This window comes from Streptococcus oricebi (assembly GCF_017883985.1).
GTDB classification, from domain to species: Bacteria; Bacillota; Bacilli; order Lactobacillales; family Streptococcaceae; genus Streptococcus; species Streptococcus oricebi.
Genome location: NZ_PRDG01000006.1, coordinates 42,918 through 66,323, shown reverse-complemented (window position 1 = coordinate 66,323; position 23,406 = coordinate 42,918). Strand labels below are relative to the sequence as shown.

The following is a 23,406-nucleotide window of genomic DNA, read 5'->3' as shown; positions in this document are numbered from 1 at the left end:
CCAAAATATTTGTTATAATAGATTATATAATTATGAAAAAATTTTGCAAGACAAATGTACTGAATTTGGACAAGCTGTCCAAATTTGTACAAAAGGGGAGATTATGTCTGAAAGTAATAAACGTCGTAAGACCAAGAAGCTCATCGAGCAGGCTATGGTCAATTTGTTGATGCAAGAATCATTCGATCACATCACCACTGTCAAATTAGCTGAAACAGCTAATATCAGCCGTAGTAGTTTCTACACTCACTACAAGGACAAGTATGATATGATTGAACGCTACCAGCAGAGCCTTTTTAATCAGTTGGAATTCGTCTTTGAAAAGCATTCCGAAGATAAACGTCAGGCCATTCTGGAAGTTTTTGATTTTCTTGAGCAAGAGCCACTCTTATCGGCCCTGCTATCCGACAATGGGACGCGGGAAATTAGGATGTTTCTGCGCCACAAGTTCCAAAATATGTTAGGAGAAGATTTACAGGAACGTTTTGGCAATCGAGCTTACACTAGCGGTGAGTTCAACATAACCGAGAGAGAATACAGCACAGTCTACTTGACCAATGCCTTTTTTGGTGTATTCCAAATGTGGATTTCTCGCGGTAAAAAAGAAAGCCCGGAACAGATGACGGACTTTCTCTTGAAGATGTTAGACTAGAGTTTTAGGGCTAGCATATTAACAGTCATGCCGGCAGCCGTCCCCATCAGGGCTATGGTCTGCCCTTCCTTGACTAGACCCTGGTCCAAGGCATAGGCCAGACCAAAGGGAACCGATACGGAAACCATATTGCCGTAGTCAGCGACAAGATTGAGGTACTTAGACTTGGGAATACCTAGTTTTCCCATGATTAAGTCCAGGGCTCGGCTGGCCTGATGAGGGATAATGTAGTCCAAATCATCCAGGCTGGCTTCTAGCTGATCTTGAAATTCTTGAAACATAGCCGGAATTTTACCAGCAGATAAAAGCAGGATTTTCTTGCCCTTCATGTCAAACATGAAATCTGCCTTGGTTTTTTCGTTGTACTCTCTAGGATGGTAGGCGGTCAAGCCTGCCCGAATTTCTGTATCATGGGCCCCTTCTGACCAGGTATGCTGGAGGCTATCAATCAAGCCTTGCTCGGTCTGGGTCCGCTCAAAGATAAAAGCAGCTGCGCCATCGCTAAAAAGCTCGTAGCTTTCTTTTTGTTGCGGATTTAAGCCTAGACTGCCCACCTCGCTGGAAACGATGAGGAGGCGTTGATAGGCTCCAGCTTCCAAGAGGTAGGACATGGTGGACAGGGCCGAGATAAAGCTAGTACAGGTCGTATTGATGTCCATGGCTGGGATACTTAAACCCTTGGCTACTCGTTCATGAATCAAGGCTGCTGTACAAGGAATAGGCTGGACGCCAACCGCACTAGCTGAGATGAGACAGTCGATATCAGCCATTTTCAAGCCTGCTTTTTGCAAGGCTTTTTCTATGGCCTTTTGAGCCAAATCAAGCTGCCCCTCCTCTCCTTCCAAGACCCGATAGCGGGTTTGATTTTTAAATTTTATAGTATGCTGGGGCAGGTAAGTCCCATAGCCTAGGATTTTAAAGTGATTTTTAACGGTTTTCATAAGCTTCTCCTTTACTTGATTCTCTCCACTCGCTTCAGCTTAACCTTGCGATTGCGGACATAGTCTGAAAATGTTAGACGGGGTTTGACAAAGGCCTTTTCTTGGGCCAGTAAGGCAAACTGCTCTTCAATGGCAGCCTCATAGGCTGGATTTCTAGGAGCCAGACAGACCTCTAAGTGGCTTTCAGAATGCTGCCTGACCTGATAATCAGTGATACCCTCAACAAAGAGCAGGCAGCGTCTGATAAAGTCAGGAAAGATAGGCACCGGCTGCTGATCCAAGCCCTGAAAATAAAAGATATCATCCGAGCGCCCCTCAATTTTGTCAATCCGAGTAAAGAGCGAACCACAGGGGCAGGGTTCCTTATTTTCTACTAAAATATCATTAAGTTCATAGCGAAAAATAGGCTGGGAGGTCCGTTTAAAATCCGTAATAATCGGATAGAAACGGTGCTGGTCCAGATAGTGCTTGTCAACAAAGATAATGTCTTCATTGAGATGGAGCTGGCCATAGGCGCAGCTAGTGGCTAAAAAGCCCTCGGTGGCCTGATAGACCTGATCAACATGGTCTAGCCCAAAGGCCTGGGCAATCTTTTTACCATCTGCCTCTTCCAAGATTTCAGCTACTGCCACCAGCTTTTGGGGCTTGAGCTGTAACTCCCGACTTAAAATCCTTCGGCTCAGGTCCAAAAGGATTGAGGCTGGCGCAACAATGATGCTGGGCTGGTAGCGATTCAGCTCCTCGATATGGGCCTCCATATCCTGAAAAATATCAAAATACTTGAGCTGGATAAAAAAAGAGTTGATGGTCTGGTAGAGCTCATTGTCCGCCCGTAGGAAAAAAGCAATTTTATGACCCAGCAAGTGTCCCTTGGGCAACATCTTAGCCAAGATAGCCGCTGCCCACATGGACCTCTCCTTCTCGCTCGTGATAAAGAGGCCTCGATGGCCGGAGGTCCCGGAGGATAGGCCGACAGCAACCTGGCCTTGCAGGACCGAAAAATCCCTGGTCCTTTCACTCTCTAGGGCGAGATTTAGGGCCTGGTCACGATCCACTCCCAGGGTATTGAGCTGGTTGAAGTTTTCCATCATAAAGGCCTTATTCATGGTCTTAAAATCTGCTGGAATCCCCTGCCTAAAATAGGGAGAGTGACTCTCTAGAAACTGCTGATATTTGGCCAACTCTCGCTGCTGATAGGCTTCTAGGCCCTGACGGCTCTTAAATTTATGAAACCACCTGGTGGCTATAAAGTTTTTTAGAAAGACCCCTTTATTCATATAAAATCCTCTCTATTCTCTCCACCGGATCATGACTAACCACCACTTGAATCTGGTCGGATAGGACCCGACGCAGGAGCTTGATTGAGCTAAAATAACTGGCCTGATTCTCCTGAATGAGTCTGGGCAGCAGACGCATCTGTTCACTATAGGCTAAAAGATCCATTCCCCAGGTTAGGTCCGCTGCAATCATGAGCTTGTGCTCGGGTAGAAAGAGGCAGGCCTGGCCCCTGGCATGCCCATCTAGGGAAGCCAGATAAATACTGCCATCACCAAACAAATCTAAGCTAGGACAGTAGGGAAAGACTGGCTCTTCCTGCTCCGCTTGGACCAGCCAGAGACGGTCCTCAAAATCAGCCGGCAAAAATTCCTTAAAGACCAAATCCCTAAAACGCGGAGCCCGATAGGTCTCATAGGCCTCTTGGGTCAGGATAAAGCGAGCCTTAGGAAAAAGACTGGATCCTCCAATGTGATCGGGATGAAGATGAGACAAGATTAGATAGGAGATCTGCTCAGGTTTAATTCCCTTAGCTTCTAGCAAGTGGTCAATCTGGTCCTCTTCTTCAAGCTCAATCGGTGTAGCTAAACGATAGAAAAAATACTTGAGACTGGTTTTTTTAATAGCCAGCGAATAACCCGTATCGTATAGGATATAGCCCAAGTCTCTATGCTTGATCAGGAAAACACCGGCCGGAAAGGTAAGCTCCTGCCTGGCTTGCCCTTTAAAAAGGCTGGCCAACTGGCCCTTGCAGTAGCCAGCAGGAAAATAATCAAGACTCTCGATAATGTTTGACATAGTTTTCAATCCCTTCACTTAGGCTCATCCGAGGTTCATAGCCCAAATCCTCCTGGGCCTTGCTGATGTCCAAGGTCTGGCTGTAGCGGAGTAGGTAATAGCTATAGCGAGTCAGAGGGGGCTCTTTTTTCAGCTGAAAAAGCCGATAAAAACCTTCAAGACTACTAGCAAAAAAGCCGATTAAACCAGCGGGTAGCCTCAAATAGCGTTTTTCTTGGCCTAGGCCGTCTAAAAGCTCATCAAGTAAGGACTTAAAGGTCCTGGGCTCTCCATTGGTGATATTGTAAATCTGACCGACCGCCTCGTCCTTGGCCTCCAAGGCCAGGGCAATCGCTAGGGCTACATTTTCAACGCAGGTCATATCCATCAGCTGCTGACCCCCTTTTAATAGGGGCAGACCCAGCCTTTGACTCATGGCCAAGACCCGAGGCAGAATACTGTTATCTCCGATTCCAAAGAGGCCCCGAGGTCGGAGAACAATGCTGGGAATTTGGGGGCAATTTTTTATCAGGCGCTCAGCCATTAGTTTACTCTTGATGTAATTATTAAGATTATTTTCCTGGGGAGCATCTGTCTCCTTAATCCCTAGTTGGTCCTTGGCTGCTGCATAAATACTAGGAGAGGAGATATAGACCAGACGCTTTATCCCATGCTCCATACAGGCCTTAAGTACCAGCTGGGTCCCATAGACATTGGCCTGATAAAAGTCTGACCAGGGGCCCCAGATAGTAGACAGGGCTCCTGCATGGACCACTGCATCCATGCCCTGGCAGGCTGCCATGATTTCAGCCTCCTTGGTAAAGTCCCCTGAAACAAAGTCCACTCCCTCTTTGATGAGGGCCTGGCCAAGCTCCTGATTGCGGCCAAAAGCCCTAACCTCATATCCTCTCCCTAGCAACTCTTTGATGACATAGCCCCCCAAAAAACCGGTTGCTCCTGTTACTAATACCTTCATCTCGTCCTCCCTTCTCCTAGGATTCTTTCAATTTCCTCCAGCAAAATCTGGCTGGCCTGGTAGGTCTGATAGGTCTGGCTCAGCTCTTCTAGCTGGCTCCAGTCCCTTCTTTCAATCAGTCGCTTAAACTGACTTTCAATCTGACTGGGCCGATCCTTGGAAGCCACATAAGCTATCTGGGCTTCCTGACCCCGGACCGCATAGTCAGCCTGATCATAGTCATGGGGCAAAATCAAGGCTGGCTTACAAGCCTCGATACAATTATAAAAGACCCCTGCTCCCCCATGGTGAATCACATAATCAAACTTAGCTAGATAAAAACTATAGGGCAGATAGGCTACTACCGTCAGATTGGGCCTGACCTCCTCTGGCGGCATCCCCCTCCTTTCACTATTTCCTAGGGTCACAACAAAATGATAGTCTGGAAACTTGTCAGCTAAATTCTGGGCCAGGGCCACTAGATTGTCCTTGCCCCAGAGCAACTGGGTCCCACAGGACACCAGGACCTTTTTCTTGGAAATCCGCTCCAAATCCAGATGGAAGTCCACTGGATTTTCAAAGGAGGCACAGCAGGGACCAGCCCAGCGATAGTGGGCTGGAAAGCCTGATTTTAGCTCCACCTCCTCCATACCCAAGCCTAAAATCGAATAGGGAGAGTAAATATTCTCTTCTCCTCGCTCATTATAGAGCTTGATTTGATAGCGTTTAAGCTTGGAGTAAAGGCCCCAAAAGACCAATCTCTTGGTCCCACGAGTTAACTTTCGGCCCAAGGCATTCCTAAGCCGAATCCAGAAACTAGGCCGGTCAGTCCAGCCCCCAAAAAAGCAGGGAGGTCCATCCTTGCTCTCCAGGGCAAACTGGGTTGCCATACTGGTTATCCAGGGAATGCCCAATTGCCTACAAACCAGGGCTGGTGATAGGGTGATGAAGTCCGCAATAACCAAATCCGGCCGATTGACTTGCCATTCCTGTAAGAGATCATCAGACAGCTCATTGATTAGGTCAAAGCTAGCTGATAACTGCTGGAAGGCCGTCCAAGGATTTAGCTGGGCTGGATTGTTAGCCACCCGCTCTACCCGTTCTGGGTCATCTGGAAAGATGGTTACCGTTTCAAAACCTACCGCCTGGGCCAGGGGAATCTTTTTGACCCCTGTAAAAAGTCGAATCTGAAAGCGGGGATCCTTTAACAGAGGGGCTACCAAATCCATCAAGGGATATAGGTGGCCACTCAAGGGAACCGCCAAAACATCAATTTTTATTTTTTCCATAGGTCACCTCTTTCTCCCATTATACAATATTTCCAGACCAAATCTTGAAAAAAAGGGGTGACATCCCCTGGTCAAATGTCTCAGCCGATTTACCCCTCTCTTAGACTTTAAAATGAACTAGGCCAGCTATCTAGCCTAAATCAAGCAATTTGAAGCCAACTCCTACTCAATTTCTGTTCCTTTTATTTCTCCCAAATGACCTATTTGCCAGCCCTAGTTTGGTTGTTCCAGAAAAAAAAGAGAAGCACTAAGTGCTTCTCTTTTTTTTTAACTGATACAGCTTGTCTCAAGCTCCTTAATCTCCTTTTCCTTCCAAAATGAAGAGAAAGTTGTATAAGACAGGCTAGCCTTTGACCTTCTAGCTTAAAGATTTATCCTTATTCTGCTGTTTGTCTCGCCTTTAGGTAGGCCCGCAGGGCCTTGGCATAACGAGAAGACAAGGGATAGGTTGTCCCATCATAAAAGATAATTTCCCCCTTGCGCGAATCATATTCTCGGATATTTTTAAAGTTGACCACCGCTGAGCGGTTGACCTTGGTCAAATGATCCTCCTGGTCACACTTGACCAGCTCAGACAGACTACCATAAAATTCATTGCGACAATGGCGGCCTTGAACCAGTAACTTATGAGAAATTGGAGTGGTCTCAATATAAAAAATATCATCGTAGGGAATCTTCAACTCCATCCGGCCCCGGTGAACATATTGGAGCAGGTCTGGATGCTGGCCTTCAGCAATCTGCAGCTGGCTGACCGCATGCTTGAGGCAGGAGGCCACCTTCTCCTCATAATCCTCCCCATCTTTTGCAATAAAGTCTAGGGCAGACACATGATAGCGATAGGTTAAGGGGGCATACTCGGACATGGTTGTCACAAAGACAATCAGGGCATAGGGATTATTCTTACGAATCAGTTGGGCCATTTCCAAGCCCTTTTCCTTCTCTCCATGCAGGTCCAAATCCAGAAAATACAGGTGATGGGAGCGGTCCCCACTAAGGGATTCCTCAAACTCCGAAATCTTTCCTGTGGTCCGAAAACGCAAAGGAATTCTCATTTCCTTACCCAGCTTTTGCAACAAGCTCTCTAACCGAACCTGATGCTCTAAGGTATCTTCTAAAATTGTGATATTCATCTAGTAAGCTCCCTTCGGTTTAAAAATAAGTGTCTGACTAAAGCTGTCTGGTCCGACCTCTGTATTGAGGCTAACATTGTCAAATTCGTGGACAAGCTCCAACAAATTAGACAGACCTAGACCACGATTACGTCCCTTGCTAGAATAACCCCGTTCCCAGATTTTCCGCTGGTCTAGCTCCAGGGCTGGACGATTATTTCTCACGATAAAGAGAACCTCATCCTTACTAGCAATCAAGGCCACATCCACCACCGGATGGGGGTCTCTCTAGCAGCCTCCAAGGCATTGTTCAAAATGATATTGGTCATCCGAATGACTTCGAGCATAGAAACTTCCAAGGTCGGAATGGTATTGGTAATCTCCAGCCGCAAGTCAATATGCTCCCGCTCGGCCTTGAGGATATGGTTGGCCAAAGCCCCCCGAACAGCCAGATCTTCCACATTTTTCAAATCAAAGAAGCGATAGTCTTCCTTTTGAAGCTCTAGATTGGTCTTGACCAAGGCCTTGTCATAGATTTTTTCGATACCTGCCAGGTCCCTTTCTTGAATAGCTGGACCCAGACTGGACACAATCCCCGCAAAGTCATGACGAAAACCACGAATCTCATCATAGAGATGGCCTAGCTTATCAACATACTGATTGAGATTGCGAATTTCTGATTTCTTCTCCTCCATGTCCTTGCGCGCAAAATAACGCTCCTGCTCGCTCTTGATGTAAAGAAGGGTCCCGACATAGCCGACCAAGATTAAAAGTGACAAGGTCGTATCGAACTGAGCCTCAAAGGAAACCTTGAAAAAGCCCAGAATAGAGACAATCGTCTTAAAGAGAAAGAGGGTCCCAAAGACCAGGTTAGAATTGCGCAAAACCTTGGCAAACTCATCTGTCTCCAGTAAGGGAAAATCAAGCCTGATGTAACGGAACATGAGATTATTCAGCAGGATAATGAGCAGACAAAGAGTCATAAAGTAGATTTGTGCGCTAAAAAGATTTAAATCAGTGACATTAAATACCCGAAAGGTGATACTATTTAAAAAATAGCGAAAGGTTTCATAGGTAAGTGAAATATAAAGGGCGAAAAAGAGAGAACTAGCCCTCTTTTTCTTTAGTATAAAATAAAAGACGATAAAGTAAAAAATAGAAAAAATAGTACTGTAAAAACCATTGGAAATACTTCCGATTATAAGGGCCAAAACAAGTGACCAAAACAGATAGATTTTCTTTTGAAACTCATCGTCTAATTGGCAGCTAATAAAGAGGTAGGGCAAGACATTGCTCACAATACCAACTAGCACCATAGCCAGAGCTAATAAATGATTCAGCACTGGTTTTTACCATCTAGTCATACGGCAGTATCTGTAAATCATATCAGATGCCCATTTTGGATAAGTGAAGCCACCTTTGACTTCTTTCAAGTCTTTAACGGTTTGGTATTTGTCAAGTGCTGCAAAGTTTGTTTTTTTCATAAAGCTTTCTCCTTAATTTAGGTTAAAAATTTTATCGCGATAGTAGCTAAAGTAGGTCTTTTGCCCCGTAATCATGATAAATTTTCCCTCTAGTCCATATTTTAACACATTTGCTTGGTCTTGTGTGAGATTTGTAACACATTCGACCCTAAAATAATTTCCTGACTCTGTTTCAGTCGCCTTTGTATCAATATTACTGATTTCTGAGTGAAGAGTGATTTGCTTGTTGGCATCGTCTTGAGTGATAAAACGAACCTTGTCCCCCTTTTTAATAGTGGAGACGTCCTTGGAAGAAACCAGAGCCACAATCTTGACCTGCTTTTCCTTAGAAATAGCTGGGTAAAGTTGAGCTAGAACGGTTCCTTCTGGAACCAAGGTAGAGCCGAGCACTTGAGAATTCAGGTGCAACAAGCCATCACTTTCAGCAGTAATTTGTCCCTTCTGGGTAATTCCCTCTTGGAGCTTGAGATTATTTTCAGCCTCCAAGATTTGCTGGGTCAAACCCGTCAACTCCTGACTGACCTTGGCTAATTGTTGGGCCTTGAGCGAGGCCAACTGACTGGCTAAAGAACCCGTATAGGCTTGCTGGGTTCCTGAGCCCGCATATTGGATGCGGTAGTTTGAAATAGTCCCTTCCAACTGGCTGATTTGAGCCTCGATTTGGGAGAGAATTTCCTCCTTTACTGCCTGCCGCCCTTCTGCTTGCTCTAACTGCTTGGCATAGGTCTGATAAAGACTATAGAGCGAGCTAGTGCTAGAGAGGGCCTTGTCCGTTTGAATGGCCGTTTTCAAATTGCGGTAGTCTGCTAGCTTATTTTCTGCCTCTGTCAATAAGGCCCCTAATTCCGCCTGTGAATTAGTAGAAGCCGCATTCTGGGCAGCAATATTGCTATTTTGCTGGTTGACTGAGTCGGTCAGACTACTAATCTGGCTTTGATAGTCCTTGAAACTCTGTTCATAACCATAGCTATCCGCTTGTGAAAACTGATTTTGGCCAGCTTCAATGCTAGACTTGAGCAACTCCAGTTGGGTCTTTTGATTCCTTAAAGAATTTAACTGGCTAGCCAGTGTATTCTGCTGGGTCTCTTCATTATCCGTCTGATACTGGATGAGCAAGTCACCCTTTTTGACTTCCTTGTTTTCCGCCAAATGATTGCTAATAATCGGATTACTGCTGGTCGATTGAATGTTGGCTAGCACCCGACTCGCCTCAATCGAAGCCTTGCTTGAAATAGTAATCTCCTTTTTAGCTAGAAAAGCAAAGCCTAGGACAAATAAGAAGAGCAAACAGCTAGGTAGGATTAGCATACTTGAAAAATTATGATAGCGTTTCTGATAAAACTCAGCGCTCTCTAAAAATCGTTCATCCATGACTGCCTCCTAACTATTGACCAACTGGTAGTAAAAGCCTTGAGCCGCCATCAGCTCAGCATGAGAACCTTCTTCGATTACTCGGCCTTGATCCAGCACAATGATGCTGTCTGTCCGCTCTGCAATCGTCAAACGGTGGGCAATAAAGATAATGGTCTTGTCCAATTCTAGCAGGTTGTCAATGATCTTTTTCTCGGTTAAAACATCCAGGCTACTGGTGGCTTCATCCAAGATTAAAACCGAAGCATCGGTCAAGAGAGCACGCGCCAAAGCCAAGCGCTGCTTCTGACCACCTGAGATTCCTAGACCGTCCGCTGTTAACTCCGTCTGATAAGCCAGAGGGAGCTGCTCAATCTCTGAGCGCAGACCGGCTAGCTCAAGCGCCCGCAAAACCTCCTCATGACTTGTCCCTTCCTTAGCCCCCAGGAGCAGATTATCTAAAATCGTTCCGTTAAAGACATAGGGTTGCTGGGGCAAGTAATTGACGGAGTCCCGCAGAACTTCCTTATCAATCTGATCCAAGTCCAGATTTCCCAAGCGGATTTCTCCTTGATTAGGGTCATAGAACTTGACCATCATTTTAGCCAGAGTGGTCTTGCCAGAGCCAGAAACTCCGACAATACTGACCTTACTGCCCTCCTTGATGGTGAGATTGACTCCCTTTAAGACCTCCCTTTCATAGCCATAGGTATAAGATACATCCCTAAAGCTAATCTCCCTCGATACCAATCCTAAATCCTTGATTGGTTTTTCTTCTACAAACTCTGATTCCACCAGATAAACCTCGTTCAAACGACTATTGGCCACTCGGGCCGCCTGGAGTTTGGTTTGGAGATTGATGATATTCTCCAAGGGGTTGGTGAAATAAACAAGCAAAGTGTTGTAGGTAATCAACTGTCCCAAAGTCATCTTATTGTCCATGACCAGGCTTGCTCCCAACCAAAGGATAAAGACATTGAGCAAGACCTGGGCTCCATGCTTTAAAACCTTTTGTAGGCTTTCAGCCTTGGCACTGGCAAAAGCTTTCTTCAGATAGTTGACAAATTCCTTATCCAACTTTTGATAACGCTGCTTCTCGCTGGTCAAAGACTTGATGGTTTCAATGCCATTGATATCTTCAATGATAGAAGAAGATAGAACCGCATTGGCCTCCATCAACTCATAGTTCATCTTTTCAAAAGGCTTCATAAAGGCCAAAATGATGACACTATAAACCGGAATAGCCAGCAGAGTTAGCAAAAAGAGATTGCTATTTTGAGAAAAAAGGACCAGAGAAATAATCACAACGATTGAGAGGTCCAAAAAGATTGACAAGACTGTGCTAGCCAGGGCATCGATAATCTTATTCGCATCTGTAAAACGAGAAACAATCTCTCCAGCCCGCCTAGTTGAAAAAAAGGACATGGGCAAACGGAAGATATGCCTGATGTAAGACAGAATCACATCGATTGCCAGCCTCTGTCCCAAAACGATTAAGAGATACTCCTGGGCATAACTAAGGATTTGCTGGAGACTATAAACAATCACCAATCCCAAGGAAATAACCCCTAGAGTCGTCTTCATCTGATCTGGCACATAGGTATCAATAATCGACTGCAAATAATAAGAACCGATAATGTTGATAATCGTTACCAACAAGCTAGCCAAGACAATATGGGCAATGAGTCCCTTTTGCTTAGACAAAAGGGACAGCAAGGACCAGAGCCCCTTTTTTTCTTCCCGACTCGGTTGGTAGTTCGGAGTCGGAGCCAGAAAAATAGCAATGCCCGTCCATTCTTTAGCAAACTGCTCACGCGATAGTTTGCTGATTTTGACAGCAGGGTCTGGATCCGCAATGTAGATAAAATGCTTATCCTGCCCAGTCACCACATAGTAGTGAAGAAATCTTTCATCCTTGGCTACATGGGCGATAAAAGGGTAGGTCAAGTCCTTGATATCAAAGATAGATAAGTCAGCTTCGATGGTGCGAGTCTCAAAGCCTAAATCCTCAGCTACCTTGACTAAACCAAAGGCTGTCGTACCCTCATCTGTCGTCTTAGCCATTTCCCGCAGGCTAGCCAAAGAAAGGCTGGAACCATAGACAGAAAAAACCATAGCCAGAGCTGCCACACCGCAATCCCGACTGTCCATCTGCGCCCGATAATGGCGTTTTGAAAATTTCATAATCTCCCTTTCTAAATTCTTGATATATCTATACTAATATAAATCCTTAGAAAATAGAATATTTTTTTAAAATTTTTCAGGTTTTCTTAGAAATAAACCAGGCTTTTTCTTTTTTAGGTGAATAAAAATCAAAAACACTAGTCAAACTTATCAAAAAAACCAAAAATCTCTCCATCAGGAGTTTATGTTCAAACAGTCAAGGCTTGCTGCGCATCAGCTCAAGCAAGTATCGGAAATAAGAGAAAAATGTTTTCTCCTCTATGTTCAAAGCCCCTATCCTCAAGCCAAGTTCCTGTCAAGAATGGGATTGATTCAGTTTTAAGCTTCTTGCTCTTCCAAAAAGAAAATCAAGAAACCAAACCTCATCACAACTCATGTAACAGAGCCTAGTCAAAAATTTTTAAAGTATCAAAAAAATCAGCCTTAAAAAATTTTCAAACACCAATCAAAAAGTCTAGTGTTCCTAAAATATTTTAAGAAGATTCTCTCCATACTTTACAACCCCATTATACACCCTTTTCTAGAGCTTGTAAGCTTGCGTTCCTAAACTGTCGTTTTTTGTTCCTAAAAAGACTAAAATAATCTTGTTTTTATCAAAACATAGACAAAGCATAGCTAACCGGCCTAGCAAGCACAAAAAAAGACTGGTCAAACCAGCCTTTTTGATAAAGATTAAAGTTGCTTGTTGTAGTATTCAACGATTAGTGCTTCGTTGATTTCTGGGTTGATTTCATCGCGCTCTGGCAAGCGAGTGAGTGATCCTTCCAATTTTTCAGCATCGAATGATACGAAAGCTGGACGGCCAAGAGTTGCTTCCACAGCTTCAAGAATAGCTGGGACCTTAACAGACTTTTCACGAACAGAAATCACTTGACCAACTTCCACCCGGTAAGATGGGATGTCCACACGTTTTCCATCAACCAAGATGTGACCGTGGTTAACAAACTGACGAGCTTGGCGACGAGTAGTTGCCAAACCAAGACGGTAAACAACATTGTCCAAACGACGCTCAAGAAGAAGCATAAAGTTGAAACCAAGGATTCCACCTTTGATTTTAGTAGCTTGTACAAACAAGTTACGGAATTGCTTTTCACCTACACCGTAAGTAAAACGAAGTTTTTGCTTTTCAGCCAATTGCAAACCGTATTCTGACAATTTAGAACGGTTGTTTGGTCCGTGTTGACCAGGTACATAGTTGCGGCGAGCAAGTTCCTTACCAGTTCCAGTAAGTGAAAGGCCCAGACGACGAGCTTGTTTCCAAGATGGTCCAGTATAACGTGACATATCATGTCCTCCTAGTATAGATTATTTTAGGAAATAATCTTGAGCAAACCTAATTCGTGCAGATGCCCTTCGCCTAAACAGCCAAGGTTACTGGTCTTTCAAGACACCTGTTGACGAGCTTTATTTTGCCCCGCTATTATTTCACACAGAGGCTATTATAACAAAAAAAAGGGGCTCTGTAAAGCCCGATTTCTTAAGATTGCGACCAAATTGCTAGTTCTGTCCCTGCTGGGTCAGTGAAATGAAACCGCCGTCCGCCCGGAAATTCAAAAATACCCTGCGTAATCTGACCGCCAGCTTGTTTGACTTGTGAAAGAGCGGCTTCCAAATCTTCCCTATAAATGACCACTAAAGGAGCTTTCTTTGGCTCAATCGTAATACCGCTTGATAAGCCGCTATCATCGGTGTCAATATATTCATCGCCCCAAGCCTGATAGTTCCAACCAAAGACTTTTTGATAAAAATCCTGACTGGCTTTGAAACTCGCTTTATCAGGAGCAGAAAACTCAATATAATCAATTTGATTAGGAATATTATTCATCTTTAGACCCTTTCTGAAAATAATTGCTAACTCGATTGTATATCTTTCGTCAAATTTCTGCCACCACACTCAATCCAACCCCAAAATCCGTAAAATCTCCTGCTTGTAGGCTAGTTTTTGAATTTCTTTGTCTTCGTTGTCTGTCCAAGTCAAGTCTAGCTCTGCCACAATTTGGCCAGGCCGATTTTTCAAAATATAAATTCGATTACTCAAAGTCAGGGCTTCTTCGATACTGTGGGTAATGATGAGGGTCGTCAGCCCCAGCCGCTCGTGAATATCCAGATACCAGCGATGCAAATCTAGCTTGGTCAATTCGTCCAAGGCCGAAAAAGCCTCGTCCAGCAAGAAGAGCTTGTGCCCAAAGAGATAGGTTCGCAGCAGGGCCACGCGCTGCCTCATGCCACCTGACAGCTCCTGCGGATACTTATCAGCCACGCTATCCAGCTGAAAGGTTCGTAAAATCTCATTTGCCCGCGCAAAGGCTTCTTTTTTTGCTACTTTTTGAATCAGCAAGGGCAGGGCAACATTGCCAAGAACTGTCTTGTGGTCTAAAAGCAGGTCCTTTTGCAACATATAGCTGACCCGCCCTTTAGGATTTTCTTGACTATCAAGGATAATTTTACCCGTCTGGGGCTGCAAAATTCCCGCAATCAAGTTAAAGAGGGTAGTCTTCCCCACACCACTAGGCCCCAAAATAGAGACAATTTCTCCCTCGGCCACTTGCAGTTTGATATCCTTTAAAATTTCCTCATGGTCGTAAGCATAGCCTAGCTCTTCAATTTTTATCTTTGTCATCATTCACAAATTCGTTAGTAAATCCTTTGTTTGTCAGGTCTTTTTCGATTAGGCCATTAGCTTTTGCCCACTTGTAGAAAGCATTCCAGCGGTTAGAGTCAAATTGTCCCCAATTTTCTTTCTTTTCAGCGTATTGCTTGGAAAGATATTGTTGCGATTCGACCACAAAATCACGCTTACTTTTGAGTTCGGGAGCATTTTTGATCAGCATATCAGCCGCCTCTTCTGGGTGGTCCATGGCATACTGATAGCCCTTTTTAATCGCTTGAAGCAACTTTTTGGCTTCCTCTTTGTGCTGTTTCAGATAGTCGTTATTCGCGATAATAACTGGCGAATAGTAGTCAAATTCCGGCACATAGTCGCGCATGTAGAAGAAATTGGTCTCCATTTTTTGCGATTGAGCCATGAGCCCGTCCCAACCGTAGTAAATCCAAGCTGCATCAAAAAGCCCATTTTCAATCGGCGTTGTTGAATTGGAATCGTTGTTAGGAACCTTTTCCACTTGGTCAAAAGCAGCGCCTTGGGACTCAAGCAAGGTCTTAATCATACCCAGCTCGATCGGGTCGTTCCAAGTCCCGTATTTCTTACCAGCCAGGTCCTTGGGACCCTTGATATTGGCAGATGTTTTAGAAATAATACCTGAGGTATTATGCTCGACCAGAGCAGCTACCGCTGTAATCTCCGCCCCCTTTTCCAACTTTTTCGCCATGGAGTCTTGAAAATAAATACCAAAAGGCGCTTTACCGTTGATAATCAGGTCTGATGTGCTGTCTTCGGGTGGCAACTTGATGTCTACATCCAGTCCCGCTTCCTTGAAATAGCCCTTTTCCTTGGCAACATAAAGGCCGGTATGGTTGGTATTGGGTGACCAATCGAGGATAAAATCAATTTTCTGCCCAGCAGCAGACTGCCCGCCCTTTTGTCCACAAGCAGCTAGCAAAACAAGCAAGGCTAAACCAAGACTGACCCATAAAAATCGACATTTTTTCATGATGTTCTCCTTTTATTTTGTGGAAGAAACTAGATTCTTTTCCACTTAATGACGTAGCTTTCACTGACATCGACTAACTTCATGCCTAGGAGGCTAATTAGCGAAATCAGGATAATAATGGCAAACATGGTATCGTACTGAAAGAGCTTTTTAGACTGAATCATATAGACCCCCAGGCCCTCAAAGCCGCCCAGCCACTCTGATACCAGGGTGGTGATAAAGGCGTAGGAGACACTGACCCTTAGACCTGCATAAAAATAAGGGAGACTGGTTGGAATCTTAAAATGCCAGAGAATCTGACCGGTCCTGGCCCTCATCAGCTGAAAGAGTAGGAGGGTATCCTGATCACAATGACGAAAACCATCTAAGATACTAACCATGATTGGAAAGGTCGTGGTCAGGACAAGTAGGACAAGTTTAGGTAAGATACCATAACCCAGCCACAAGACCAAAATCGGGGCCAGAGCGATGGTCGGAATGGTCTGTGTTACCACCATGAGGGGATAGAGTAAATCCTTTAGCCAGGACAAACTATCCATGAACACAGCTAGGAGCCAGGCAAGCACAACTCCCAGAAAAAGACCCAGAAGGGCTACCTTCAAGGTCGCCCAGGCATGAAAGGCCAGAAGCTCCCTATCCCGACCCAAGGCCAGCAAAATCTCCCAGGGAGTCGGCAAGATAAATTTGGGAAGGAGACCAAAGAGACCCAGACCCTGCCAGAGCAGGACTAGGCCAAGCAAGCCCAAGAGACCAAGCTGCTTGCGTCCTATCTGTTTTAACTTTTTCATCAATTACTAAACCTTTTCCTCCTTAGTCTTTAACCAGCTACCATCATGTATTGGTTGATTTAGGTCCCATTTTTACAAAAAAACACGACTTTCACTATGAAAATCGTGCAACATGATTACCTCACTAAAATAGATGACACTAGATTTAGCATCAAATCTTTTATTTCCCTCCGCTGGCATTACCCAGATCAGGTGTGGTCGAAGCTTACACTTCCTCTCAGACTGTACACAGACTCCCATATATTAAGTTTATGATAGCGCAAACACTGCAAAAATGCAAGCCTTTTGCCTTTTAATCTTGGTCAAAATAACGAATCAAATTTTTCTCAGTCAAAATATCTGAGTAGGTATAGGATTCGACATAGCTACTAGTTCCCTCAGCTGATGAGCCATTGTCACTAGAGTATTCGACAATAAATAGGGAAGAATAGACTTCAATCAGACGGCCCTGTTTGTTTTTCTGGCGTTTCCGACCATTTTCCAGGGTCATCTCCACAATCTGACCCTCGTGGGCCTTGATTTCTTCCTTGATTTTTTTCATTTTTGCAACATCTGCAAAGGCATCACTCATTTTATGCTTCCTCTCTTTTGGAAATACTTGAAAATTTATTATATTCTTTCTGGAAAATTAACTCTACTGTACCACGCGCTCCACTACGGTTCTTTTCAATAATCACTTCTACCTTATTATTAGGGAGGGTGTTTTCTTCCTCGCCTCTTTCATAATAGTCATCCCGATAGAGGAAGGCCACAATATCCGCATCCTGCTCGATTGATCCAGACTCCCGAATATCTGAAAGAACAGGCCGCTTATCCTGCCTTTGCTCTACTCCCCGAGAAAGCTGACTGAGGGCAATAACGGGCACTTTTAATTCCTTGGCCAAAATCTTTAATTGCCGGGAAATCTCTGAAACCTCCTGCTGGCGATTTTCCCGTCCCGTTCCGGTAATCAACTGCAAGTAGTCGATCAAAATCAGACCCAGATTTCCTGTTTCTTGAGCTAGCTTACGGGAGCGCGAGCGTATTTCGGTAATCCGAATCCCCGGTGTATCATCGATATAGATGCTAGCCTGGGCTAGATTGGCCTGGGCAATGGTCACCTTCTGCCATTCCTCATCGGTCAACTGCCCCGTCCGAATAGAGTGGGAGTTGATGACTCCTTCTGAAGCCAACATCCGATCCACTAGACTTTCAGCCCCCATTTCCAGAGAAAAAATTGCCACTGTCTTATCTAGTTTGGTCCCGATATTTTGGGCAATATTAAGGGCAAAGGCCGTCTTACCAACGGCCGGCCGAGCCGCCAAGATAATCAACTCCTCCTCATGGAGGCCGGTCGTCATCCGATCCAACTCTGGATAGCCCGTAGCAATCCCTGTAATATGGGAGGTTTGCTGGGAACGAACTTCCAGGTTTTCAAAGTTGAGATTTAGAATATCTCGGATATTTTTAAAGCCACTACGATTAGCATTTTCACTGACATCAATCAGTGATTTTTCAGCACCAGCAATGATTTCATCTGCTGGCTGGGCCCCTTCGTAAGCCTGATTGATTGAATCGGTCAAGCGACCAATCAAACGACGTAAAACAGCCTTTTCAGCAACAATTTTAGCATAGTATTCTGCATTGGCACTGGTTGGAACCGAGTTAACAACCTCAACCAGATAGCTCAGTCCGCCAATATTCTGCAAGTCATCTTGGCTGTCTAAAATATTGCGAACAGTCGTTGCATCAATCGCATCTCCTCGATCGGCCAAGTCAATCATGGCCTTAAAAATCAAGCGATTGGCATATTTAAAGAAGTCAGCTGGCTCGATATATTCACGGACAAAGACGAGCTTACTTTCATCAATGAAAATAGCCCCCAAAACCGACTGTTCCGCTAAAATATCTTGGGGCTGAGCTCGTAATTCATCAATCTCTGCCATAAGTCATCCTACCTTTTAAATAAAACTTTCCTAACCTTCCTTAACCCTTAGGTTAATCACACTGGTCACATCCTGATAAATTTTTACAGGCACATCAATCAAGCCGATTGCCCGAATAGGCGAGTCTACCTTAATTTGGCGCTTATCCAACTTAATACCGAACTGTTTGTCCAGCTCTTCAGCTATCTTCTTGCTAGTGATTGAGCCGAAAGTACGACCATCTGGTCCCACTTTTTCCGTAAATTCTACCAGGGTGGCTTCCTCTTCCAGCTTGGCCTTGATGGCTTGTGCCTCGGCAACAAGCTCAGCATGAGCTTTTTCTTGCGATTTTTGCTGACCTCTTAGCTCAGCAACTGCCTGGTTGGTCGCTTCCTTGGCCAGCTTTTTCTTAATCAAAAAGTTCTGGGCATAGCCAGTGGGAACTTCCTTGATTTCCCCCTTTTTTCCCTTGCCTTTTACATCAGCTAAAAAGATTACTTTCATAGTTTTCTCTCCTCGTTTTTAATCACTTCATCAATAATGTATTGATTCAAACTAGTTGTTGCCTCGGCTACATTTACATCCTGTAACTGGGCCGCTGCTAGATTAAAGTGGCCGCCGCCACCCATCTGCTCCATAATCCGCTGAACATTGATTTTACTGCGACTACGGGCAGAGATAGAAACATAGCCCTTGACATTGCGGCTAACCACAAAGGTAGCTTCAATGCCAGACATGGCAAGCATAGTATCGGCAGCCTTACTGATAACAACCGTATCATAGCTTGTCTCTTCAGGCCCGCTAGCCACAATGACATTGGGCAGGAGTTTTCGTCCCCGTAAAATCAATTCATTGACCGACCGGTATTCATCAAAGTCGGTCGCCGAAATATCTTGAATGGCTACACTGTCACTTCCCCTTGTTCTCAAGTAACTAGCAACATCAAAGGTCCGACTAGTCACCCGAGCCGTAAAGTTCTTGGTATCCAGCATCATACCGGCCATCAGGATACTAGCCTGTATCTTGCACAAACGATTTTTCTTAGAATTTTGGAACTGAATCAATTCCGTCACCAGCTCACTAGCACTGCTAGCCCCACTTTCAATGTAGCTAATCACCGCATTGTCTGGGAAATCATCGTCCCTCCGGTGATGGTCAACTACGATAATCTGGTTAAACTGGTCATAGAAATCTCTAGAAAGGGTTAAACTAAGCTTGGAATGGTCTACCATAATTAGCAAGGAACGACTAGTTACCATGGTAATAGCTTCCGCTACCGTTACCATCTTGGTCATATCCTCTGCCTGCAACTTGCCAATAGCCCGCTCAATATCAATAGACAATTGGTGATTGTCGTAGACAACATAGGCCTTGTCAATCAAATTACTTGCGAAAACCTGCATACCGACAGCTGCCCCCAGGGCATCCATATCCATATTCTTATGGCCGACAATAAAGACCTGATCCACCGTCTTAATCTTGTCTGATATGGCGGTCATCATGGCCCGAGTCCGGGTGCGAGTCCGCTTGACAGAGGAAGCTGTTCCCCCACCAAAATAAATGGGGTTTTTGTGTTCATCATTTTCCTTGACAACGGCCTGATCGCCCCCTCTTACCTCAGCCAGGTTGAGGTTTAGTAAGGCCACCTTCCCAATTTGACCATGGTTTCCATCTCCATAAGAGAAGCCCATGCTCAAGGTCAAGGGTAGCTCGCGCTCCTTGGCCCTATTTCGGAAAATATCAATTACTTGAAACTTATTCTGCATTAACTGGTCTAAGACCGTGTAATCTGTAAACAAGTAAAAACGATCTGTCCCGACCCGCCGATAGAACATACGATATTCCTCAGCAAATTCAGCAATGAAATTAGCCACAAAGCTATTGACATGACTAATATCAGAATCGGAGACCTCGTCCTCTAAATCATCATAATTATCGACCGAAATGATACCAATAACTGGTCGAGTGGTAATCAGCTCTGCCGCCACCTCATATTCGGTAGAAACATCAAAAAAGTAAAAGACATTGGCAGCCCGGTCCAAATAGATAGAATACTTGTTCTCACCCACTGTCACATAGTGACTGCTACCCTCCAGCGTCGCCTTAATAATCTTCTGAATGGAGTCTGTATCAAACTCCCCTTCTTCCGTTGTAAAAAGTAGCTCGGCATAGGGGTTAAACCATTCAACGTCCCCTGTTTCTTCGTCCAGTTTAATAACCCCCACCGGCATCTTGTCCAGTAAGGAAGTCAAACTGTTCTCTGCTTGATGATTGATATAATGGATTTGCTCAATCTCGTCCATCTCATAGATTCTCTGCTGGTAGATAAACAAATACACCAAGAGAGCAATGACGACAAATAGAGCTAATAGCATAATGGTTCCCTTGCCGTAGAGTCGCAAGAGAATGGCTAAAATCCCAAAAGAAATAACGCCCAACATGATAAAATGAATCGGGGCCAAACGAAATTTTTGCATTAGAAACCTCTTATTCCGCCATTTTACCATATTTTCAAGGAAAAAGCGAGTTTTGGCCCCTGGTTCTAAAAACTTCTAGCAGCAGGAAGGACTTTTAGCTTGACAGCAATAAGCCTATTATTAAGCTTTTTCAATGGCTATCTTTACAGGTTTGTAAAGGAGACTAAAGTGAAGTTTCCTTGGCTTTTTCTAAATTTTTAGAAATACTTCTAGATTTACCTTCCAGATAGACCATTAGAATTGAAATATCTGCAGGATTGACTCCAGAAATACGGCTGGCCTGGCCAATGGTTTCTGGATTGATTTTCTTGAACTTTTGCCGGGCCTCAGTCGCGATAGAATCAATATCATCCCAGTCAATATTGGCTGGAATCCGCTTTTCTTCCATCCGTTTCATCTTCTCAACCTGGTCTAAAGCCTTGGCAATATAGCCCTCATATTTGATTTCAGTTTCAATCAAATCAATGATTTTATCATCCAATTCTTCTGCTGCTGGACCAATAAATTGAACCACATCCGCATAGCGGACTTCTGGACGGCGCATAAATTCCTTGGCAGTTACTGCATCTGTCAAAGGCTTAAAGCCCAATTCAACAACCCTGGCATTGGTCTCCTTGATAGGTTTTAGCTTGATGGACTCTAGGCGGGCCATTTCAGCCTCAAACTGCTGTTTCTTAGCTTCAAAGCGAGCCCAGCGCTGATCATCTACCAGACCAATAGCCCGTCCCATTTCGGTCAAGCGCATGTCTGCATTATCATGCCGGAGAATTAGGCGATACTCCGCCCTAGAAGTCAAGAGACGATAAGGCTCCACTGTTCCTTTTGTAACCAAATCATCAATCATGACCCCGATGTAGCCATCACTACGTTTCAAGATTAGCTCAGGTTTTCCTTGCAATTTCAGGGCTGCATTGATACCTGCAATAATCCCTTGACCAGCAGCCTCTTCATAGCCAGAAGTTCCATTGGTTTGACCAGCAGTAAATAAGCCTGCTATTTTCTTGGTTTCAAGAGTGGCCCGTAATTGATGGGGCAGAACCATATCATACTCAATGGCATAACCGGTCCGCATCATCTCTGCCTTTTCCAAGCCCTTAATAGAGTGGACCAATTCCTTCTGGACATCTTCTGGCAGACTAGTGGATAGGCCCTGCACATAAACCTCTTCTGTGTCACGTCCCTCAGGCTCTAGGAAGAGTTGGTGCCTTTCCTTATCTGCAAAGCGAACAATCTTATCCTCAATCGAAGGACAGTAACGGGGGCCAACCCCCTTAACCACTCCCGAAAACATAGGTGCTCGATGCAGATTGTTTTGAATGATTTCATGACTATTTTCATTGGTATAGGTCAACCAGCAAGGAACCTGGTCCTTGACATAGTCCTCATCACGTGATGTATAGGAGAAATGATTGGCCACCTCATCTCCAGGCTGAATTTCTGTTTGTTCATAATTGATAGAGGAAGCCTTGACCCGAGGCGGAGTCCCCGTCTTAAAGCGGCCAATCTCCAAGCCCAAATCTCGCAAATTATCCGCCAGAGGAATGGAGGCTAAACTATGATTAGGACCTGATGAATATTTGAGGTCACCGATAATAATTTCTCCACGAAGGGCTGTCCCTGTCGTTACAATAACTACCTTGGCCCCATATTTTTGTTGAGTAGCCGTTCTAACACCAATCACTCGATTATCTTCAACCAAAATTTCATCAATCATGGTCTGGCGCAGGGTCAGATTCTCTTGATTTTCAACCGTTTTACGCATTTCCTTGGAATAAACTTCCTTATCAGCCTGAGCTCTAAGAGCTCGAACGGCAGGCCCCTTACCAGTATTGAGCATCTTCATCTGGATGTAGCTCTTGTCAATATTTTTAGCCATCTCTCCACCCAGAGCGTCAACTTCACGCACAACAATACCTTTGGCTGACCCTCCAATAGAGGGATTACAAGGCATAAAGGCCAGCATTTCTATGTTAATAGTTGCAAGCAATACTTTACAGCCCATGCGGCTAGCAGCCAGAGAGGCCTCAACCCCAGCATGCCCTGCTCCAATAACGATAATATCATATTCTTCCGTAAACTGATGTGTCATTTTTCTTCCTTTTTCTTTTATTTTTTGTCAATTTAATTTACATAGTTGTCAACTTATCTACAACTTATGTGTAGCAATTCTCCTGAGTATCTGGGCAACTCCTCTTTCAAAAAAGCAGGAACAATAGAGTATTCTGTCAACTTATCCAAGTCTAACCACTCGCAAATCTGCTCTTTCCCAGCTTCATTCATTAGCAAAGGAGGCTCAGCTAGAGGGCTTACCAGATAGTGAAATTCAATATTATGAAAATTGACACCAGCTTGACAGAAACTATTTTCAACGATAAAAGCCAGTTGTTTGATTTCGATTTCAATCCCCAAATCTTCTCTGACTTCACGTTTAACTGCCTGGTCTGTCCCTTCGTCTACTTGAATAGCTCCACCAATAGTAAGGTAGTTGTTTTGATGATTCTTGGTTAGCAAAATCTGATTATTTCTCACTATCAAAGCGGTCGCTCTGACACCAAAGACCTGATTAGTTAGCTTTGTCCGAAAATCTTGGACCATCTTCACCTCCATGCC

At 44.4% G+C, this 23,406-nt stretch carries 23 protein-coding genes; 1 reads left to right on the top strand and 22 read right to left on the bottom strand.

The genetic code is table 11. The features are described from left to right. Positions 1–103 precede the first annotated feature (103 nt). A complete protein-coding gene (locus tag C4K46_RS09450; protein WP_209628895.1) occupies positions 104–652 on the top strand; it encodes a TetR/AcrR family transcriptional regulator in 549 nt (182 codons plus the stop codon). Here C4K46_RS09450 and C4K46_RS09445 read toward each other — a convergent pair. The 22 genes from C4K46_RS09445 to C4K46_RS09345 form a co-directional block, all read right to left on the bottom strand. Further along, positions 649–1,593, bottom strand: a complete 945-nt coding sequence (locus C4K46_RS09445; protein WP_209628893.1) for a 3-oxoacyl-[acyl-carrier-protein] synthase III C-terminal domain-containing protein — start codon at positions 1,591–1,593, stop codon at positions 649–651. The two genes, C4K46_RS09450 and C4K46_RS09445, sit on opposite strands and share 4 nt — an antisense overlap. A gap of 11 nt (positions 1,594–1,604) precedes the next feature. Beyond that, positions 1,605–2,870, bottom strand: a complete 1,266-nt coding sequence (locus tag C4K46_RS09440; protein WP_209628891.1) for a F390 synthetase-related protein — start codon at positions 2,868–2,870, stop codon at positions 1,605–1,607. Continuing rightward, a complete protein-coding gene (locus tag C4K46_RS09435) occupies positions 2,863–3,666 on the bottom strand; it encodes an MBL fold metallo-hydrolase (RefSeq protein ID WP_209628890.1) in 804 nt (267 codons plus the stop codon). The genes C4K46_RS09440 and C4K46_RS09435 overlap by 8 nt, the downstream gene beginning before the upstream one ends. Next, the gene (locus tag C4K46_RS09430) at positions 3,641–4,621 is read right to left on the bottom strand and encodes an NAD-dependent epimerase/dehydratase family protein (protein WP_209628888.1); all 981 of its coding nucleotides are present in this window, start codon (positions 4,619–4,621) and stop codon (positions 3,641–3,643) included. The genes C4K46_RS09435 and C4K46_RS09430 overlap by 26 nt, the downstream gene beginning before the upstream one ends. Further along, entirely contained in the window at positions 4,618–5,889 is a 1,272-nt protein-coding gene (locus tag C4K46_RS09425) for a glycosyltransferase (RefSeq protein WP_209628886.1), read from the bottom strand. The genes C4K46_RS09430 and C4K46_RS09425 overlap by 4 nt, the downstream gene beginning before the upstream one ends. Before the next feature lie 377 nt (positions 5,890–6,266). After that, the gene (locus C4K46_RS09420; RefSeq protein ID WP_209628884.1) at positions 6,267–7,019 is read right to left on the bottom strand and encodes a response regulator transcription factor; all 753 of its coding nucleotides are present in this window, start codon (positions 7,017–7,019) and stop codon (positions 6,267–6,269) included. Then, positions 7,020–7,256: a GHKL domain-containing protein gene (locus tag C4K46_RS09415; RefSeq protein WP_209628882.1), complete on the bottom strand. Its 237-nt coding sequence runs from the start codon at positions 7,254–7,256 to the stop codon at positions 7,020–7,022. After that, positions 7,253–8,341: a sensor histidine kinase gene (locus C4K46_RS09410; protein ID WP_209628880.1), complete on the bottom strand. Its 1,089-nt coding sequence runs from the start codon at positions 8,339–8,341 to the stop codon at positions 7,253–7,255. The genes C4K46_RS09415 and C4K46_RS09410 overlap by 4 nt, the downstream gene beginning before the upstream one ends. Before the next feature lie 6 nt (positions 8,342–8,347). Further along, complete coding sequence (locus C4K46_RS10630; RefSeq protein WP_275946383.1) at positions 8,348–8,482, bottom strand: hypothetical protein; 135 nt, start codon at positions 8,480–8,482, stop codon at positions 8,348–8,350. A 12-nt stretch (positions 8,483–8,494) separates the two neighbouring features. Beyond that, the gene (locus tag C4K46_RS09405) at positions 8,495–9,853 is read right to left on the bottom strand and encodes a bacteriocin secretion accessory protein (RefSeq protein WP_209628878.1); all 1,359 of its coding nucleotides are present in this window, start codon (positions 9,851–9,853) and stop codon (positions 8,495–8,497) included. Positions 9,854–9,862: 9 nt separating this feature from the next. Continuing rightward, entirely contained in the window at positions 9,863–12,016 is a 2,154-nt protein-coding gene (comA, locus tag C4K46_RS09400) for a peptide cleavage/export ABC transporter ComA (protein ID WP_209628876.1), read from the bottom strand. A 672-nt stretch (positions 12,017–12,688) separates the two neighbouring features. Beyond that, complete coding sequence (gene rpsD / locus C4K46_RS09395) at positions 12,689–13,300, bottom strand: 30S ribosomal protein S4 (RefSeq protein ID WP_209628874.1); 612 nt, start codon at positions 13,298–13,300, stop codon at positions 12,689–12,691. A gap of 193 nt (positions 13,301–13,493) precedes the next feature. Then, positions 13,494–13,841 (bottom strand): VOC family protein, encoded by a 348-nt coding sequence (locus tag C4K46_RS09390; RefSeq protein WP_209628866.1) that lies wholly within the window; start codon positions 13,839–13,841, stop codon positions 13,494–13,496. A gap of 69 nt (positions 13,842–13,910) precedes the next feature. Further along, the gene (locus C4K46_RS09385; RefSeq protein WP_209629072.1) at positions 13,911–14,636 is read right to left on the bottom strand and encodes an ABC transporter ATP-binding protein; all 726 of its coding nucleotides are present in this window, start codon (positions 14,634–14,636) and stop codon (positions 13,911–13,913) included. Then, positions 14,617–15,627, bottom strand: coding sequence for an ABC transporter substrate-binding protein (locus C4K46_RS09380; protein ID WP_209628865.1), 1,011 nt, complete (start codon positions 15,625–15,627; stop codon positions 14,617–14,619). The genes C4K46_RS09385 and C4K46_RS09380 overlap by 20 nt, the downstream gene beginning before the upstream one ends. Positions 15,628–15,656: 29 nt before the next feature. Beyond that, positions 15,657–16,415 carry an ABC transporter permease gene (locus tag C4K46_RS09375; protein WP_209628863.1) on the bottom strand — a complete coding sequence of 253 codons (759 nt, stop codon included), beginning with the start codon at positions 16,413–16,415 and terminating at the stop codon, positions 15,657–15,659. Between the two features lie 292 nt (positions 16,416–16,707). Beyond that, positions 16,708–16,986, bottom strand: a complete 279-nt coding sequence (locus C4K46_RS09370; RefSeq protein WP_209628861.1) for a Veg family protein — start codon at positions 16,984–16,986, stop codon at positions 16,708–16,710. Position 16,987: 1 nt separating this feature from the next. Then, entirely contained in the window at positions 16,988–18,340 is a 1,353-nt protein-coding gene (gene dnaB / locus C4K46_RS09365) for a replicative DNA helicase (protein ID WP_209628859.1), read from the bottom strand. Between the two features lie 30 nt (positions 18,341–18,370). Continuing rightward, a complete protein-coding gene (rplI, locus tag C4K46_RS09360) occupies positions 18,371–18,823 on the bottom strand; it encodes a 50S ribosomal protein L9 (RefSeq protein ID WP_209628857.1) in 453 nt (150 codons plus the stop codon). After that, a complete protein-coding gene (locus C4K46_RS09355; RefSeq protein ID WP_476756099.1) occupies positions 18,820–20,796 on the bottom strand; it encodes a GGDEF domain-containing protein in 1,977 nt (658 codons plus the stop codon). Before C4K46_RS09355 ends, rplI begins: the two co-directional genes overlap by 4 nt. A 163-nt stretch (positions 20,797–20,959) precedes the next feature. Then, positions 20,960–22,885 carry a tRNA uridine-5-carboxymethylaminomethyl(34) synthesis enzyme MnmG gene (gene mnmG / locus C4K46_RS09350; protein ID WP_209628853.1) on the bottom strand — a complete coding sequence of 642 codons (1,926 nt, stop codon included), beginning with the start codon at positions 22,883–22,885 and terminating at the stop codon, positions 20,960–20,962. A gap of 53 nt (positions 22,886–22,938) precedes the next feature. Then, positions 22,939–23,391 (bottom strand): NUDIX hydrolase, encoded by a 453-nt coding sequence (locus tag C4K46_RS09345; RefSeq protein WP_209628851.1) that lies wholly within the window; start codon positions 23,389–23,391, stop codon positions 22,939–22,941. Between the last annotated feature and the right edge of the window lie 15 nt (positions 23,392–23,406).

Coding starts and splice junctions, on each gene's coding strand:
- C4K46_RS09380 (WP_209628865.1), bottom strand. CDS start 15,627: ATGAAAAAATGTCGATTTTTATGGGTCAGTCTTGGTTTAGCCTTGCTT.
- dnaB (WP_209628859.1), bottom strand. CDS start 18,340: ATGGCAGAGATTGATGAATTACGAGCTCAGCCCCAAGATATTTTAGCG.
- comA (WP_209628876.1), bottom strand. CDS start 12,016: ATGAAATTTTCAAAACGCCATTATCGGGCGCAGATGGACAGTCGGGAT.
- C4K46_RS09375 (WP_209628863.1), bottom strand. CDS start 16,415: ATGAAAAAGTTAAAACAGATAGGACGCAAGCAGCTTGGTCTCTTGGGC.
- C4K46_RS09355 (WP_476756099.1), bottom strand. CDS start 20,796: ATGCAAAAATTTCGTTTGGCCCCGATTCATTTTATCATGTTGGGCGTT.
- C4K46_RS10630 (WP_275946383.1), bottom strand. CDS start 8,482: ATGAAAAAAACAAACTTTGCAGCACTTGACAAATACCAAACCGTTAAA.
- C4K46_RS09440 (WP_209628891.1), bottom strand. CDS start 2,870: ATGAATAAAGGGGTCTTTCTAAAAAACTTTATAGCCACCAGGTGGTTT.
- rpsD (WP_209628874.1), bottom strand. CDS start 13,300: ATGTCACGTTATACTGGACCATCTTGGAAACAAGCTCGTCGTCTGGGC.
- C4K46_RS09390 (WP_209628866.1), bottom strand. CDS start 13,841: ATGAATAATATTCCTAATCAAATTGATTATATTGAGTTTTCTGCTCCT.
- C4K46_RS09405 (WP_209628878.1), bottom strand. CDS start 9,853: ATGGATGAACGATTTTTAGAGAGCGCTGAGTTTTATCAGAAACGCTAT.
- C4K46_RS09425 (WP_209628886.1), bottom strand. CDS start 5,889: ATGGAAAAAATAAAAATTGATGTTTTGGCGGTTCCCTTGAGTGGCCAC.
- C4K46_RS09445 (WP_209628893.1), bottom strand. CDS start 1,593: ATGAAAACCGTTAAAAATCACTTTAAAATCCTAGGCTATGGGACTTAC.
- C4K46_RS09430 (WP_209628888.1), bottom strand. CDS start 4,621: ATGAAGGTATTAGTAACAGGAGCAACCGGTTTTTTGGGGGGCTATGTC.
- rplI (WP_209628857.1), bottom strand. CDS start 18,823: ATGAAAGTAATCTTTTTAGCTGATGTAAAAGGCAAGGGAAAAAAGGGG.
- C4K46_RS09420 (WP_209628884.1), bottom strand. CDS start 7,019: ATGAATATCACAATTTTAGAAGATACCTTAGAGCATCAGGTTCGGTTA.
- mnmG (WP_209628853.1), bottom strand. CDS start 22,885: ATGACACATCAGTTTACGGAAGAATATGATATTATCGTTATTGGAGCA.
- C4K46_RS09345 (WP_209628851.1), bottom strand. CDS start 23,391: ATGGTCCAAGATTTTCGGACAAAGCTAACTAATCAGGTCTTTGGTGTC.
- C4K46_RS09450 (WP_209628895.1), top strand. CDS start 104: ATGTCTGAAAGTAATAAACGTCGTAAGACCAAGAAGCTCATCGAGCAG.
- C4K46_RS09385 (WP_209629072.1), bottom strand. CDS start 14,636: ATGACAAAGATAAAAATTGAAGAGCTAGGCTATGCTTACGACCATGAG.
- C4K46_RS09370 (WP_209628861.1), bottom strand. CDS start 16,986: ATGAGTGATGCCTTTGCAGATGTTGCAAAAATGAAAAAAATCAAGGAA.
- C4K46_RS09435 (WP_209628890.1), bottom strand. CDS start 3,666: ATGTCAAACATTATCGAGAGTCTTGATTATTTTCCTGCTGGCTACTGC.